The organism is Paenibacillus sp. J22R98 (genome assembly GCF_059383835.1).
In genome coordinates, this window is record NZ_JBXENW010000015.1 from 37,892 (window position 1) to 51,773 (window position 13,882).

At 50.0% G+C, this 13,882-nt stretch carries 15 protein-coding genes; 11 read left to right on the plus strand and 4 right to left on the minus strand.

Annotated features, from left to right (window positions below):
- Positions 1-53 precede the first annotated feature (53 nt).
- The 4 genes from AC50Y3_RS28280 to AC50Y3_RS28295 form a co-directional block, all read right to left on the minus strand.
- Positions 54-830 (minus strand): pirin family protein, encoded by a 777-nt coding sequence (locus tag AC50Y3_RS28280; RefSeq protein WP_494822088.1) that lies wholly within the window; start codon positions 828-830, stop codon positions 54-56.
- Positions 831-868: 38 nt separating this feature from the next.
- Complete coding sequence (locus AC50Y3_RS28285; protein ID WP_494822049.1) at positions 869-1,261, minus strand: DoxX family protein; 393 nt, start codon at positions 1,259-1,261, stop codon at positions 869-871.
- 82 nt (positions 1,262-1,343) lie between these two features.
- Positions 1,344-1,787 carry a MarR family winged helix-turn-helix transcriptional regulator gene (locus AC50Y3_RS28290; RefSeq protein WP_494822050.1) on the minus strand — a complete coding sequence of 148 codons (444 nt, stop codon included), beginning with the start codon at positions 1,785-1,787 and terminating at the stop codon, positions 1,344-1,346.
- A 241-nt stretch (positions 1,788-2,028) separates the two neighbouring features.
- A complete protein-coding gene (locus AC50Y3_RS28295) occupies positions 2,029-2,772 on the minus strand; it encodes a hypothetical protein (protein ID WP_494822051.1) in 744 nt (247 codons plus the stop codon).
- Between the two features lie 350 nt (positions 2,773-3,122).
- Here AC50Y3_RS28295 and coxB point away from each other — a divergent pair, with 350 nt between their 5' ends.
- The 11 genes from coxB (at position 3,123) to AC50Y3_RS28350 (ending at position 13,878) form a co-directional block, all read left to right on the plus strand.
- The gene (gene coxB, locus AC50Y3_RS28300; RefSeq protein WP_494822052.1) at positions 3,123-4,166 is read left to right on the plus strand and encodes a cytochrome c oxidase subunit II; all 1,044 of its coding nucleotides are present in this window, start codon (positions 3,123-3,125) and stop codon (positions 4,164-4,166) included.
- Between the two features lie 11 nt (positions 4,167-4,177).
- The gene (ctaD, locus tag AC50Y3_RS28305; RefSeq protein WP_494822053.1) at positions 4,178-6,088 is read left to right on the plus strand and encodes a cytochrome c oxidase subunit I; all 1,911 of its coding nucleotides are present in this window, start codon (positions 4,178-4,180) and stop codon (positions 6,086-6,088) included.
- The gene (locus AC50Y3_RS28310; protein ID WP_494822054.1) at positions 6,085-6,705 is read left to right on the plus strand and encodes a cytochrome (ubi)quinol oxidase subunit III; all 621 of its coding nucleotides are present in this window, start codon (positions 6,085-6,087) and stop codon (positions 6,703-6,705) included. The genes ctaD and AC50Y3_RS28310 overlap by 4 nt, the downstream gene beginning before the upstream one ends.
- 3 nt (positions 6,706-6,708) lie before the next feature.
- Positions 6,709-7,023 (plus strand): cytochrome C oxidase subunit IV family protein, encoded by a 315-nt coding sequence (locus AC50Y3_RS28315; RefSeq protein ID WP_494822055.1) that lies wholly within the window; start codon positions 6,709-6,711, stop codon positions 7,021-7,023.
- 85 nt (positions 7,024-7,108) lie between these two features.
- A complete protein-coding gene (ctaG, locus tag AC50Y3_RS28320; RefSeq protein ID WP_494822056.1) occupies positions 7,109-8,008 on the plus strand; it encodes a cytochrome c oxidase assembly factor CtaG in 900 nt (299 codons plus the stop codon).
- Positions 8,009-8,051: 43 nt separating this feature from the next.
- The gene (locus AC50Y3_RS28325; protein WP_494822057.1) at positions 8,052-8,516 is read left to right on the plus strand and encodes a DUF420 domain-containing protein; all 465 of its coding nucleotides are present in this window, start codon (positions 8,052-8,054) and stop codon (positions 8,514-8,516) included.
- 154 nt (positions 8,517-8,670) lie between these two features.
- Positions 8,671-9,711, plus strand: a complete 1,041-nt coding sequence (locus AC50Y3_RS28330; protein WP_494822058.1) for an aldose 1-epimerase family protein — start codon at positions 8,671-8,673, stop codon at positions 9,709-9,711.
- Positions 9,712-9,737: 26 nt separating this feature from the next.
- Positions 9,738-10,493: a DeoR/GlpR family DNA-binding transcription regulator gene (locus tag AC50Y3_RS28335; RefSeq protein ID WP_494822059.1), complete on the plus strand. Its 756-nt coding sequence runs from the start codon at positions 9,738-9,740 to the stop codon at positions 10,491-10,493.
- Positions 10,494-10,614: 121 nt separating this feature from the next.
- A complete protein-coding gene (locus AC50Y3_RS28340; RefSeq protein ID WP_494822060.1) occupies positions 10,615-11,463 on the plus strand; it encodes a class I fructose-bisphosphate aldolase in 849 nt (282 codons plus the stop codon).
- Position 11,464: 1 nt separating this feature from the next.
- Positions 11,465-12,625, plus strand: a complete 1,161-nt coding sequence (locus AC50Y3_RS28345) for a Gfo/Idh/MocA family protein (RefSeq protein ID WP_494822061.1) — start codon at positions 11,465-11,467, stop codon at positions 12,623-12,625.
- Between the two features lie 2 nt (positions 12,626-12,627).
- Positions 12,628-13,878, plus strand: coding sequence for a carbohydrate kinase family protein (locus tag AC50Y3_RS28350; RefSeq protein WP_494822062.1), 1,251 nt, complete (start codon positions 12,628-12,630; stop codon positions 13,876-13,878).
- The last annotated feature ends 4 nt before the right edge of the window (positions 13,879-13,882 follow it).

The following is a 13,882-nucleotide window of genomic DNA, read 5'->3' on the forward strand; positions in this document are numbered from 1 at the left end:
GATCAGAGCGCCGGGGCGGCACTTTGATCCCTTTTTGTTACACACCATTACTATTAACGTTTAGGATAGAGCGGGTAATCTACGTTTGTAGGGACATCAATCAGAATGAGACGCAGCGGTGTATCGCCGCTTGCCGTGATGACGGCTTCTTGGGCTTCGGCGGCTCTGGCTAAGATGAAGTCTTTATGTTTGAAAGCTGTATCTTTCGCATCTTCCGATGAATATGTCCATGAGCCATCTCCGCGAATGGCCAGAGCAGTCAAAGTCCGTCCACCAGCGATCGAATGCGTATACTGCGCGCCTGGCGCAAGCTCAACATCCCACATGAGCGCATCAGCATCAATGGAAATTGGCGACCCTTCACCCATGACCGTTTTCTTGGTATAACCATCGCCTTGGGCAATCGGGAAATCCTCATGCTCATATTGGTTGTAAGTAGGCTGCCGTTTCAAGGCTTCTTGGATGGATGGCTCGAACCAGATTTGGAAGCCCTCCATGTCCGGTCCCACAAAACGTTCTTCATGGCTGACGCCTGAGCCGGTTTGCATAAGCTGAACCCCGCCTGGACCGATCGTGCTCTTGGTGCCGAGCGTATCGCCGTGTTCCGCTTGACCGGCTACAACATAGGTCATGATCTCGAACGCTTGGTGAGGATGAAGCGGGATATAGCCTCCTTGTTTGGCATGAGCCCATGCCCAGTAGAATAATGGACTTACTCGTTTCACGACAGATCCTTCACCGGAGAAGCCAATTGGCTTCTGCTCTGTGATTTTGCCGCCGTCAAATGCGCCTGTAGCTTGAAGAGATGGTCCATATACGAGTGTTTGTATCATAATTATGACCTCCAATAAATGAATTTGTGATTAGATCAGTCGCCGATTGCATATTCGCCTGCACCAATGAGTGTGATGCCAATTGCGACTGCAATGAGGACAATGTTGTATTCCATGCCGTTAGCCGTAATCCAGAAGCCGTTCCTGCGATGAACCGAAATGATGGCGCCAAGCATAGTCAGTACAAGAAGCGCAGCCGATACCGGCAGCCATAAACCAAGGATGAAGAGCAAGCCTCCGATAAGCTCAGCAAGTCCAGCAGCCAGCGCGATCAGAATGCCTGGTTTTAAACCAATGGAATCCATCCAGCCTCCGGTCGATTTCAGGCCGTACCCGCCAAACCAACCGAACAGCTTCTGCACGCCGTGTCCTGCAAAGGTCAAGCCGACAACCAATCGAATAAGTAATAAACCTAATGCCATGCTCATGCTTGATTTTCCTCCATAAAATAAAAATATAAAGTTTCTTAATATTAAGATATTTGTTCCGCATGCTAGCTATTACAAAGCGCTATGCATAGCTGCTCTGTGCCGCGATACCTAGTTTCTTCAATAAATGAATCGCTTGCTCTTGTTCTTCCGTTGTTAAACCACTCACTGCATTGGAAATAACCTCACGATGACTCGGAAACACATCTGCGAGAAATTGCTTGCCTTGGTCTGTAATTTCAGCGTAAATGACACGACGATCTGTAGGGCATGCTTTACGGTGTGCCAATCCTTTGGAAACAAGCTTGTCGATGACATAAGTAATGTTGCCGCTCGTCATGAGGATCTTCTCGCCAATCTGCTGCAGCGGCTGTTCGCCCTTATGATAGAGAAGCTCGAGAACGCCAAACTCAGTTGGGTTGAGGCCGTGCTTACGAATATCCTGATGAACATGAGCGCTAACCCACTGATGAGCACGAGACAATATAATGAAGAGATGCAATTCTTGATCGGTCTCGGCAGACATGATTTTCACCTCGAATGATGTAGATTTTTGTCTTAATACTTAATATCTTAATTTAAAGATAAATGTTTTGGGCCAGTTTGTCAAGGGGACTGCCATACCCATATATTGAGCACACTAATGCTAGTGAATCATGCAGGCGTGAATTTTTCCTTCATTATATAGAGGCGATTTTTCACTCGCAAAAGAGGACTGAAACGCATACTGCGCTTCAGTCCGCCAGTCCATATTAACAAAATCATTATTATTGGTTCATGTGAGCTCGAGATGATCGAAGCTGGCTGTCGATCGGTTCGGGTACTTTGTCTCCGCCTACGAATTGATGCTGTACGAGCGTATTAAATGAAGGGAGCCATGGCGTGAGGGAGTGTCCCGCCCATGCTTCCTGCGCGTATTGAACCATATGGTTGTTGAACTCTTTGTTCGCCGAGATATGAACTTCCTGAACCGCCGGAGCCAGCTTGCGCACGTGAATCGCAATCGTTTGTTTCAACTCGCCGGAAATTTCATTGTGATCGTTGATGGTGAGTGCAGAGTTGTATGGCGTTGCGACCCTTTGGTTGTTCCAATAAGGGCTGCCGTTATCTACATTATAGACGCCTTCGGTTGTCCCGCCGTTATTTTGCTCTCTGGGACCGCCTGTTTTGCGCGTGCCTGTTGCAGTCCAGTCTGTTGTAATTGCGACATAGGCGTTCTTATCGGTAAGCATGACGATCGCACCGGCAACACCGTTAATATTGGACACGTCATTCGAAATGAGGGAGCTGTATTCAAACCAGGCATTGTCGTGCTGTCCCGGCAATCCGCTCATGGTGCCATACATCCGGCTGCCGAGCATTTTGGGATCGCCTTTCTTCTTGGAGCCGTAATCGAACGTGCTGTTCTGAACGTGGCGTTCGTAATTGCAGCCGCTTAAGGCCATGACGGTTACCATTGCACAGGCGGCAATCAAAATGAGAAATAAACGATATGCTGCTCGCTTTTTCATTAAGGGTAGCTCCTTTCATTAACCTAGCTTTAGGATGGGCTAGCGCGAAACAAATATGCATGCTATTTCGATACATAAAGAACCATGGTTTTTGCACACAATGTAGGATAGACATGGTGGTTCAAAACGGTAAAATGGCAAGCGGCAAAACCGTAAAAATCGGCGATTTTACTGGTATGAGAACAATTTGTGAACACGCCTGGGAACATTGACAAATACCACCTTCAACTTTATATTTAATAAAGTGATTAGATTGAAGAAGTTGTCTAAACATCTAGGATTTCACGCAGCACAGCCGCTTTTTGCGCCATCTACGGCAGCTGCGAAAACGTAAAAAGTGGGGTTGATTGATGATGAATCGGTGGCACGTTCTAAAACGGCTAATGCCGCTTCTTGCCGGAATGGTGTTGCTGCTGTCAGCTTGCGGACGAGCTGACTTGTCGACGCTTAGACCGCAAGGGCCGGTTGCCGAAGAACAGTACGGACTAATGAAATTAACGATCTGGATCATGATCGGGGTCGTTCTAGTCGTTTTCGCTATTGCAGTTTATGTAATTATTCGCTTTCGCCGTCGTCCAGGCGACAAATCGATCCCTGTTCAAGTGGAAGGGAACCACAAGCTGGAGATTATTTGGACAGTCATTCCGATTATCCTGCTGATCATCCTCGGCGTTCCAACAGTTAAGTCCGTCTTCGGGCTCGCGAAGGACTACACCAAGGATCCTGCTGCAATACAAGTTAAAGTTACAGCTCACCAATACTGGTGGGAGTTCGAATATCCGAACCTTGGTGTGAAGACAGCACAAGAGCTGCTCATCCCTAACGATGCGGTTATCTCGATCGAAGCGAAAACAGCTGATGTGCTTCACTCTTTCTGGATTCCATCGCTAGCTGGTAAAACAGATACGAATCCAGGCGGTAACGTGAACATCATGTACTTTAAAGCACCGAAGACAGGTGTTTACCTAGGCAAATGTGCCGAGCTCTGCGGACCGTCTCACTCCTTGATGGATTTCAAAGTGAAGGTTGTAGACCACGCTTCGTTTGACCGCTGGGTAGCTGCTATGAAGAATCCGGTCGCGCTTCCTGAGAATCAGGAAATTGCGGAACTGCTCAATAAACAGTGCTTGTCCTGCCACGCAATCGGCGGTAACGGCGGACAAATTTATCCGAACTTGACAGGTGTCGGAAGCCGTCAATCGGTAGCGGGTATTCTGGTCAATACTGACCAAGCGGAGTACGCGAACGAAGGCACGGTTGAAGAGAACCTGAAGAGATGGATCTCCGATCCACAGAAAGTAAAACCGGGCACGTTGATGCCTAAGGTTGACTTGACCCAAGACCAAGTCGATGCCATCGCGAAATACCTGGCAGGCTTGAAGCTAGAATATTAATTACTTACGGAATGAAGGAGGTACCTACTTTGGCTCACGGACATGCGGTTAAACGGTATAGTGGCCTGATGGATTGGCTGACAACCGTTGACCATAAAAAAATCGGCATTCTGTATCTGTTATCGGGCGGATTCTTCTTCCTGGTTGGCGGATTGGAAGCACTCCTGATTCGGATTCAGCTATGGAAGCCGTTAAATGATTTCGTAGCGGCGCATACGTTCAACGAATTACTTACGATGCACGGTACAACAATGATCTTCCTTGCAGCGATGCCGATCATATTCGCCTTGATGAATGCGATCGTGCCGTTGCAAATCGGCGCGCGGGACGTTGCATTCCCGTTCGTTAACGCAATTGGTTTCTGGACATTCTTCGCAGGGGGCGTTCTGCTAAACGTCAGCTGGTTTGCTGGCGGCGCACCTGATGCAGGATGGACAGCATACGCACCACTTTCGACATCGACTTATAGCTCAACGCACGGTCTCGATTATTATGTTATCGGTCTTCAAATCGCCGGTATCGGAACGTTGGTTGGCGGTATTAACTTCTTGGCAACAATTATTAACATGCGTGCACCGGGAATGAGCTTCATGCGTATGCCAATGTTTACATGGACCGCGTTCATTACTTCGGCGCTTATCTTGTTCGCTTTCCCTGCGCTGACAGTTGGCTTAGTAGCGATGATGTTTGACCGCGTATTCAGCGGTAACTTCTTCGAACCGACCAACGGCGGTAATGCAGTACTATGGGAGCATATCTTCTGGATATTCGGACATCCTGAGGTTTACATCTTGATCCTGCCTGCGTTCGGGGTTATCTCCGAAGTCATCAGCGTATTCTCGCGTAAACGGTTGTTCGGTTACAGCTCCATGGTATTTGCAACAGTATTGATCGGTTTCTTGGGCTTCATGGTTTGGGCGCATCATATGTTCACAACGGGTCTTGGCCCGGTTGCGAACGCATTGTTCTCCATTGCAACGATGTTGATCGCGGTTCCGACAGGTATCAAAATCTTCAACTGGTTGTTTACGATGTGGGGCGGCTCGATCCGTTTCACAACGGCTAATCTGTTCGCAGTAGGCTTCGTTCCGACATTCGTAATGGGTGGCGTAACAGGCGTTATGCTTGCAGCTGCACCAGCTGACTTCCAATATCACGATTCGTACTTCGTAGTTGCCCATTTCCACTACGTTATCGTTGGTGGTTTGATCATGGGTCTTTTCTCCGGTCTGTACTACTGGTGGCCTAAAATGTTCGGTCGCATGCTTAACGAAACACTCGGTAAAATCATGTTCTGGACATTCTTCATCGGCTTCCACCTTACATTCTTCGTACAGCATTTCCTTGGTTTGATGGGGATGCCGCGTCGTGTATGGACATACCTAGACGGTTTGGGCTTTAACAACCTGAATATGATCAGTACAGTCGGCGCAATGCTGATGGGTGTTGGTACAATCATGTTCTTGATTAACGTTGTAATTACTTCGATGAAACCACGTAATGCAAGTAATGATCCTTGGGAAGATGGACGTACACTGGAATGGACGATTCCTTCTCCAGCACCAGAGTTCAACTTTGCACAAACTCCGCTCGTTCGCGGATATGATGCTTACTGGAAAGAAAAAATGGACGGCAAAAAGGAAATGATCCCGGCTGAACCGCTTGGTCCTATCCATATGCCATCACCATCTATTCTGCCGCTCTTCATGGCCGTTGGCCTTTTCATTGCAGGTCTAGGATTCATGTACGCGAAAGGCGATTACGGTACTGGCGCTTGGGCGTATATTTTAAATCATCACATTGTCGCTATATTCGGAATGCTCATTACACTTGCATGCATGTTCTTGCGTTCGGTGTATGACGATCATGGCTTCCATATCGAAGTGGATGAGATTCAAGGGAATAAGGGGGTTAAAGCATGAGCGGACATACACACGTAGACGGCCAACTCCCTCATGAGCCGGAAAAAGCAACCCTCGAGGGACGTAATAAAGTTCTTGGTTTCTGGCTGTTCCTAGGCGGTGAAACGGTATTGTTCGGTACGCTGTTCTCGGCGTACCTGGCACTTCGTCATCAAGTCGGCGACGGCAACCCAACTCCAATGGAGTTGTTCGATCTTAAAACCGTTGCGATCGCAACGTTCATCTTGTTAACATCCTCATTGACTAGCGTGTTCGCGATTCAATCGATGCACACGAACAAAGTGAAGTCGATGGTATGGTGGCTCGTTATCACAGTACTCTTCGGTCTTGCATTCTTGGGCCTAGAGATTTATGAGTTCACGCATTACGTTCACGAAGGTCATAAGTTCTCAACCAGCGCATTCAGTACATCGTTCTATACGCTTGTCGGATTCCACGGGGCTCACGTATTGTTCGGGGTTCTCTGGATTTCGATTCTGATCGCGCAGATCTTCAAAAAAGGTCTAAATGTCGTAACTGCTCCTAAGATATATGTTGCCGGTATGTACTGGCACTTTATCGACGTTGTGTGGGTATTCATCTTCACCGTCGTGTACTTGATGGGAAAGGTGGGCTAACGAATGGCTGGTCAACATTCTGCTGCCGAAGAGAAGAAACACCATAAACACGAAGGTCCTAAGAAGCATATCATTGCTTTTATCTTCTCGATTCTGCTGACTGTCATTGCATTCGCAATGGTAGCTGCAGGCGAGGTTAACACTTCGTTTATCTACATCACGCTGGTTCTGATGGCGCTTCTGCAAGTCTTCATTCAAATGGGCTTCTGGATGCACATGAAAGACCGCGGTCATGTTTTCGCGATTGTCGGTATTCTAATGGGTGTGTTCGTCGTATTCACGATTGTCATCATGGCCGAATATTGGGCTTGGTGGTAATACGGTTCTAAATTGAAGAGAGGGAGGTCCTAGTTGGCCCCCTCTTTTGTTGTAAATGTATGTGTGAATGGAAAGGGGTACCATCATGCTCGGATTGCAATATTTCAGCTTTGAAGAGTTATGGAGCCCGTGGTTTTTCTTCTTTATGACAGCATTGGTTATTCTCTATTTCTACTTGGCTGGCCCTTGGAAGGAAAAACATGCGCCCAATGAACCTCGTGTCACGGCGATGCAGAAAACATGGTTCGTGATCGGAATGGTGCTGTATTACTTAGCACAAGGCGGGCCGCTTGAATTGCTCGGTCATCTCATGTTCACGTTCCACATGGTGAATATGTCACTTTCGTATTTAATTGCTCCGCCGCTATTGCTGCTCGGCATTCCTGGATATATATGGCGTTACGTATTTGAGAGACCGTTCTGGTCGAAATATCGGTCCTTGATGAATCCGATCTTTACACTCGTGGTGTTTAACATGTTGTTCTCGGTCTATCACGTTCCGGCTGTACATGATTACGTGATGACGCATTTTCTGATCCACCGAATCTATTACATGGTATTACTTGTCACTTCGTTTATGATGTGGTGGCAAATCACTTGCCCAATACCGGAGTGGAACCGTCTGACGGATGTACGCAAGATGGCGTATATCTTCGCTAGCGGGATGCTGCTTACACCTGCATGCGCGCTTATTATTTTCGCGAGCCATACGATGTATGCCACTTATAATGACCCGGAAGTATGGGCGCAAGCGATGGGTTACTGCGTATCCGGCGATCCAAGCGCTCTGCTGGCCAGCTTCAAAGGACCAACCTTCTTCAATCTAATGGGACAAACCGAGGATCAGCAGCTTGGCGGTATTGTCATGAAGCTTGTTCAGGAAATCATGTACGGCGCGATTCTGGCCTATGTCTTCTTCCATTGGTATAAGAAAGAGCATGCTGATTCCGATGACGAATTGCCGGACAGCGGTGCGCTTAACTAATAGATAGGTTTAATTGATTATTTATGAATGGACGGGATGCTCCTTGTCACTTTACACGGTACTACCTACGATCAGTACTACCTTTATCGCACTTAGCGCGATTCTTGTTGCAATCGGCTGGAGCCTGGCAATCAAGAGAAAGCTGGAGTCTCACAAGAAAGTGATGATTGCAGGCGCTATATCTGCCTTGCTTTTCTTTATTATCTACGTATCGCGTACGATATTCGTAGGCAACACAGACTGGGGCGGCTCAGATGAACTGAAGCCCTACTATCTGACATTCCTATTCTTCCACATCGTGCTGGCAACAGTAGGTGCAGTATTCGGACTGACTACATTGACGCTTGGCTTCAAGAGCCGTTTCGCCAAACATCGCAAATGGGGACGCGTTACGTCAATCATTTGGTTCTTCACGGCCATTACCGGTGTTACGGTATATGTGCTGCTTTATCTCTTGTATCCGGGCGGTCATACGAAGCCGGTACTGGATGTTCTATTCGGCGGTTAAGCTGCCGGAAAGCATGGCGGTAAATCCTATCACGGGATTTACCGCTTTTTTGTGCTGTCAACCTGTAGGCTTAGGTTTACAGACAGGTAGTGAACCAGTAAAATATGTGAATAAGGAACAATCGATGTTTGAATCGAACAGGAGAGTGTAATCGATGCAGCTGCATGAACGACAATATACACGCAGGGAAATAGAAGCTAGAGTTGGACGAATCGAGCAAATTGGCGGGATTCGCAAACTGACGCTGACAGAGGGCAATGAAGCAGGTTCATCCGTGCTGTCCGTTCGAACAGGGGCAGGCTTATCGTTTGATGTTATGCCTGACAAGGGATTGGATATTTCATCCGCATTATTCGGTAGCGGCTCGTTATCCTGGCAGTCAGCGAACGGTGATGTGCATCCTTCTCACTATGATGATCAGGGATTAGGCTGGCTGCGTACCGCTTCGGGTGGATTGCTAATGACCTGCGGGCTCATAAGCGCGGGTTCTCCAAGCCAAGTAGATGGCCAATCCTATGGTTTGCATGGCCGAGCGCATCATACGGCTGCAAGGCAGGTGGTTGCCGAAGGCTGGTGGGAAGGAGACGAGTACGAGATGCGTATCGCAGGAACGCTGGAGGAAACATCCATGTTCGGCGGGCATCTAAGGCTGAGACGTGAAATCAGGTGCAGGCTTGGCGAGAATCGGGTTACGATTCGCGACGTCGTTGAGAATGCGGGCTTTAAAGCTTGCCCGCATATGATGCTTTATCATGTGAATTTTGGTTATCCGCTGCTGACGGAGCAGTCGCGGATTGATTTTCCGGATGGGGGTAAGGTTGTGCCGCGTGAAGCCGAAGTTCCGGTAGAGGGCTATGACAGCTGGAATGCGCCGGATCCGGACTATGCGGAGCGTGTGTATTATCATGAACTGGCTGAGCGTGCGGGTGATAGGGCTGCAGTAACCATCCATCAGCCGGCGTTTCCGATTGCATGGGGACATCATGCACCAATTGCCGTAAAACTCAGCTGGAATACCGACAACCTTCCGAAGCTGGTGCAGTGGAAGATGCCGGGTGCCGGCGTACATGCTCTTGGCATAGAGCCTTCTAATTGTGATGTGGAAGGGATGGAAATTGAACGGCAACGAGGAAGCTTGTTCATGCTGGAGCCGGGAGCATCGCTAGTCTATGAATTGGAATTAACCGTTAGCTAAAAGCGGCGCGGAAAGGAGAGAACGAGATGTCGATGAGCATGAATGAGAGACAGCAGCAGCTGCTCGGGATGCTGGAAAGCAGCGGCGAGGTGAAGGTCGCCGGTCTTAAAGAAACGTTTGGTGTGACAGAGATGACGATTCGTCGTGATCTCGAGAAGCTGGAGCTGGCGGGTTACGTAAAGCGGACTTTCGGCGGTGCGATATTGGCATCGAAGGATGTAGCGCTGCAGGATCGGTCCGTCGTCATGACCGAGGAGAAGAATCGAATCGGCAGAGCAGCCGCAGCTCTGGTGAGTGAGAACGACTCGATATTTATTGACGGGGGTACAACTACCCTCTATGTCGCGCGGCATTTGAAGGCTGGCATGAACATAACGGTAGTGACAAATGCGCTGAATATCGCGCTGGAGCTGCTAGAACGCGGGATTACCACAGTTGTCACAGGCGGTATGGCGCTGGAAACGACGTCAACATTAGTGGGGCCCGGAACGGTGGAGGCCATTGGGAAGATGGCATTTGACCGTGTATTTCTCGGCGCTACAGGGATAACGGCAAATCATGGCTTTAGCAACTCCAATATGTACGAAGCTGAAATTAAACGGACGGCTATCGTGCAAGCGACAGAGGTTAATGTCGTTGTCGATCATACGAAATATGGGGCGAAGGAGCTGTTCTCATTCGCTCCGCTGTCAGCAATCCATCGCATCATTTGCGATCAGCTGCCGGAGCAATCGTTGATTGAGGCATGTAGCGAGAACGGGGTACAGCTGCTGGAAGCTTAATGTAGTTGGCAGCAAAGTTGTTTGTTTTAAACATTTTGATAGACAGCTGCACGGAGCTCATATAGAATAATGTTATAAACGAACATTATTTGTTCCAACAGAACAGAGGGGAATGGTAGATATGGCATCGGCAGCACCACGTCTCAATCGGATGTTTAGCGAGCAAGGAAAGTGTTTTGATGTAGCGGTAGATCACGGCTTTTTCAACGAGTTTTCCTTCCTTTCGGGCATTGAGAATATGAAGCAGGCGATCGAAACGATCGTACAAGCGAATCCGGACTGTATTCAACTTAGCATTGGCCAAGCGAAGTGGCTGCAGGCTGTTCCGGGCAAGAAGAAGCCTGGTCTTGTACTGCGTACGGATGCGGCGAATATCTATGGTACTGAACTGCCTCGCTTCTTGTTCAGTGAGCTTGTTGATCGTGCGATTGAGAAGGCAGTCGCGCTCGATGCCGTCGCTGTGTGCGTGAACCTGCTGCTGCTGCCGGGTCAACCGGAGCTGCACCATCAGTGCGTACGGAACATCTCGCTGCTGAAGAGCGAGTGTGAGAAATATGGGATGCCGCTTATGGTTGAACCGCTTGTCATGCTGCCGAATGAGGCGAAAGGCGGTTATATGGTTGACGGCGATATTAACAAAATCATGCCGCTCGTCCGCCAAGGCGTAGAGCTTGGCGCGGATGTCATTAAGGCAGATCCATGCGATGATGTAACGGAATATAGCCGCGTTATTGAGGTAGCCTCCGGAATACCGGTACTGGTTCGCGGCGGCGGCCGGGCAAGCGACGAAGAAATCGTGAACCGTACGGTGGAGCTCATGAATCAAGGCGCATCCGGTATCGTATACGGACGCAATGTGATCCAGCATCCGAATCCGGCAGGGATGACGAATGCACTGATGTCGATCGTGCATCATGGTGCCACGGCATCCGAAGCACTAGCTATTCTAGGCGGAGAGGGTGCGAAGTAGGATGAGCAGACGGATCGTTCGTTTCGGCGTCATCGGCTGTGGGTTGATGGGCAAGGAGTTCGCAAGTGCAGCGGCAAGATGGCTGCACCTAGAGGGAGTCGAATTCGAACCTCGCATTGTAGCGGTATGCGATGCGAATCCGGCTGCGGCAGAGTGGTTTCAGCGCCAAGTGCCAAGCGTTGAACGCGTGTATTCCGACTACAAGAATCTGCTGTCCGATCCTGATGTGGAAGCTGTATACTGCGCGGTTCCGCATAATTTGCATGCGCAGATCTATGTGGATATTATTGCCGCGGGCAAACATTTGCTTGGGGAGAAACCTTTCGGTATCGACAAAGAGGCGAATTCACGCATTAATGCCGCGCTGGTGGCACATCCCGAGGTGATTGTCCGCTGTTCATCGGAGTTCCCTTTCTATCCCGGGGCACATCAAATCATCCAGTGGGTGAATGAAGGCAAATTCGGACGAATCATTGAAGTGGAGGCAGGCTTCTGGCATTCGAGCGACCTCGATCCAACGAAGCCGATCAATTGGAAACGCCGCATTGCGACCAATGGCGAGTATGGATGTATGGGCGATCTGGGGATGCACGTGCTGCACCTGCCGATGCGATTCGGTTGGCAGCCGAGAAGCGTTCGCGCTTTGCTGAGCAAAATTGTTTCCGAACGCCCGGACGGCAAAGGCGATAAAGTCCCTTGCGAAACCTGGGATAATGCCATCTTAGCCTGCGACGTTGAGACGGCTGATCAAGAATTCCCGATGGTACTATCGACGAAACGTATTGCGCCGGGGCATGCCAATACATGGTTCATTCGTATCCAAGGAACGGAGATGTCAGCGGAATTCAGCACGAAAAATCCAAAGCAGGTAGCATCGCTCCCTTATTCACCGGGTAAGCAGCAGGCCTGGCATACGGTGGATGTACCGTACAAGTCGGCGTATGGGACGATTACGGGCGGGATTTTCGAGTTTGGGTTTTCGGATTCGATTTTGCAAATGTGGGCGGCCTTCTGCGATGAACTTGTCAGCGGCAAAGCTGGGATGAAGCAGCCATTTTACTGCGCAACCCCGGAAGAGGCGCACGGCAGCCACCTCTTGTTTACGGCGGCATTGGAATCGCAGCGCACCGGAGAAACCGTATCGATCGACTGGAGGGATTAACCTTGAGCGCAGCACGCGCAAACATGAATGTCGTCGAAGTCGTAGTGGCAGGACATATTTGTTTGGATGTTATCCCTGCTATGCAGGCGAAGAAGGACGGAATGGGGGCGATACTCGTTCCGGGCAAGCTGGTGGATATTGGCGCTGCCGTCATTTCAACGGGCGGGGCTGTGTCAAACACGGGACTTGCGCTGCACCGGCTTGGTTTAGGAACCAAGCTGATGGGGAAGATCGGCGATGATTTGTTCGGCGGAGCGATTATGAATGTGCTGCGCGGGTACGGGCAAGAGCTTGCAGGTGGGATGATAGTCGCCGCAGGTGAGCACACTTCCTACTCGCTCGTTATCAGTCCGCCGAATATAGACCGGATCTTCCTCCATTGCACGGGGGCGAACGATACGTATTCGGCCAATGATTTACCTGTCGAAGCGCTGCGAGGCGCGCGTTTGTTTCATTTTGGCTACCCGCCGCTCATGCGGAACATGTACGAGGATGGCGGAACGGAGCTGGCGAAGCTGTTGTCGCGCGTGAAGGAAGCAGGGCTCACGGTATCGCTGGACTTGGCGAAACCGGATCCGGAGTCGCCGGCAGGATTGGCGGACTGGCGAAGCGTATTTGTGAAAGCGCTGCCGAACGTTGATGTGTTCCTGCCCAGCTTCGAGGAGATTCTGTATATGCTTAGGCGTGAAGAGTATGATCGGCTGTTGTCCGTTCATGATACGAATGATTTGCTGCCTTTTGCAGATGGTTCGCTGCTACGGCAACTGTCGCAAGAGCTGCTGGACCTTGGTGTCAGCGTAGTTGTGCTGAAGCTGGGCGAGCACGGTCTCTATTTGCGGACAACGGACAATCGCGAGAAGCTGGCGGCAATGGGGGCTGGCGCACCAACGGATGTAGATGCATGGCTGGACCGCGAGCTGCTAGTGCCATGCTTCGAGGTCGAAGTAGTGGGGACAACCGGTGCGGGGGATTGCACGATTGCAGGTTTCATAGCCGGATTGCTGAAGGGGTTGAGTCCTGAAGCGGTCTTGAATGGCGCGGTAGCGGTTGGTGCCAGCAATGTAGAGCATGCGGATGCGACGAGCGGCGTTCCGGCATGGGAAACCGTGCAGCAGCGCATGGCGGCAGGTTGGCAAAGAAAAGCGGTGACGCTGGCATTGCCAGGCTGGAGTAGTGCAAGTGCCGCGGTGACTGCGGAGGCGGAGGGGCAAGCTGCAGAAGGCGTTTGGTATGGGCCAAGGGAGAAACGGTGAAACG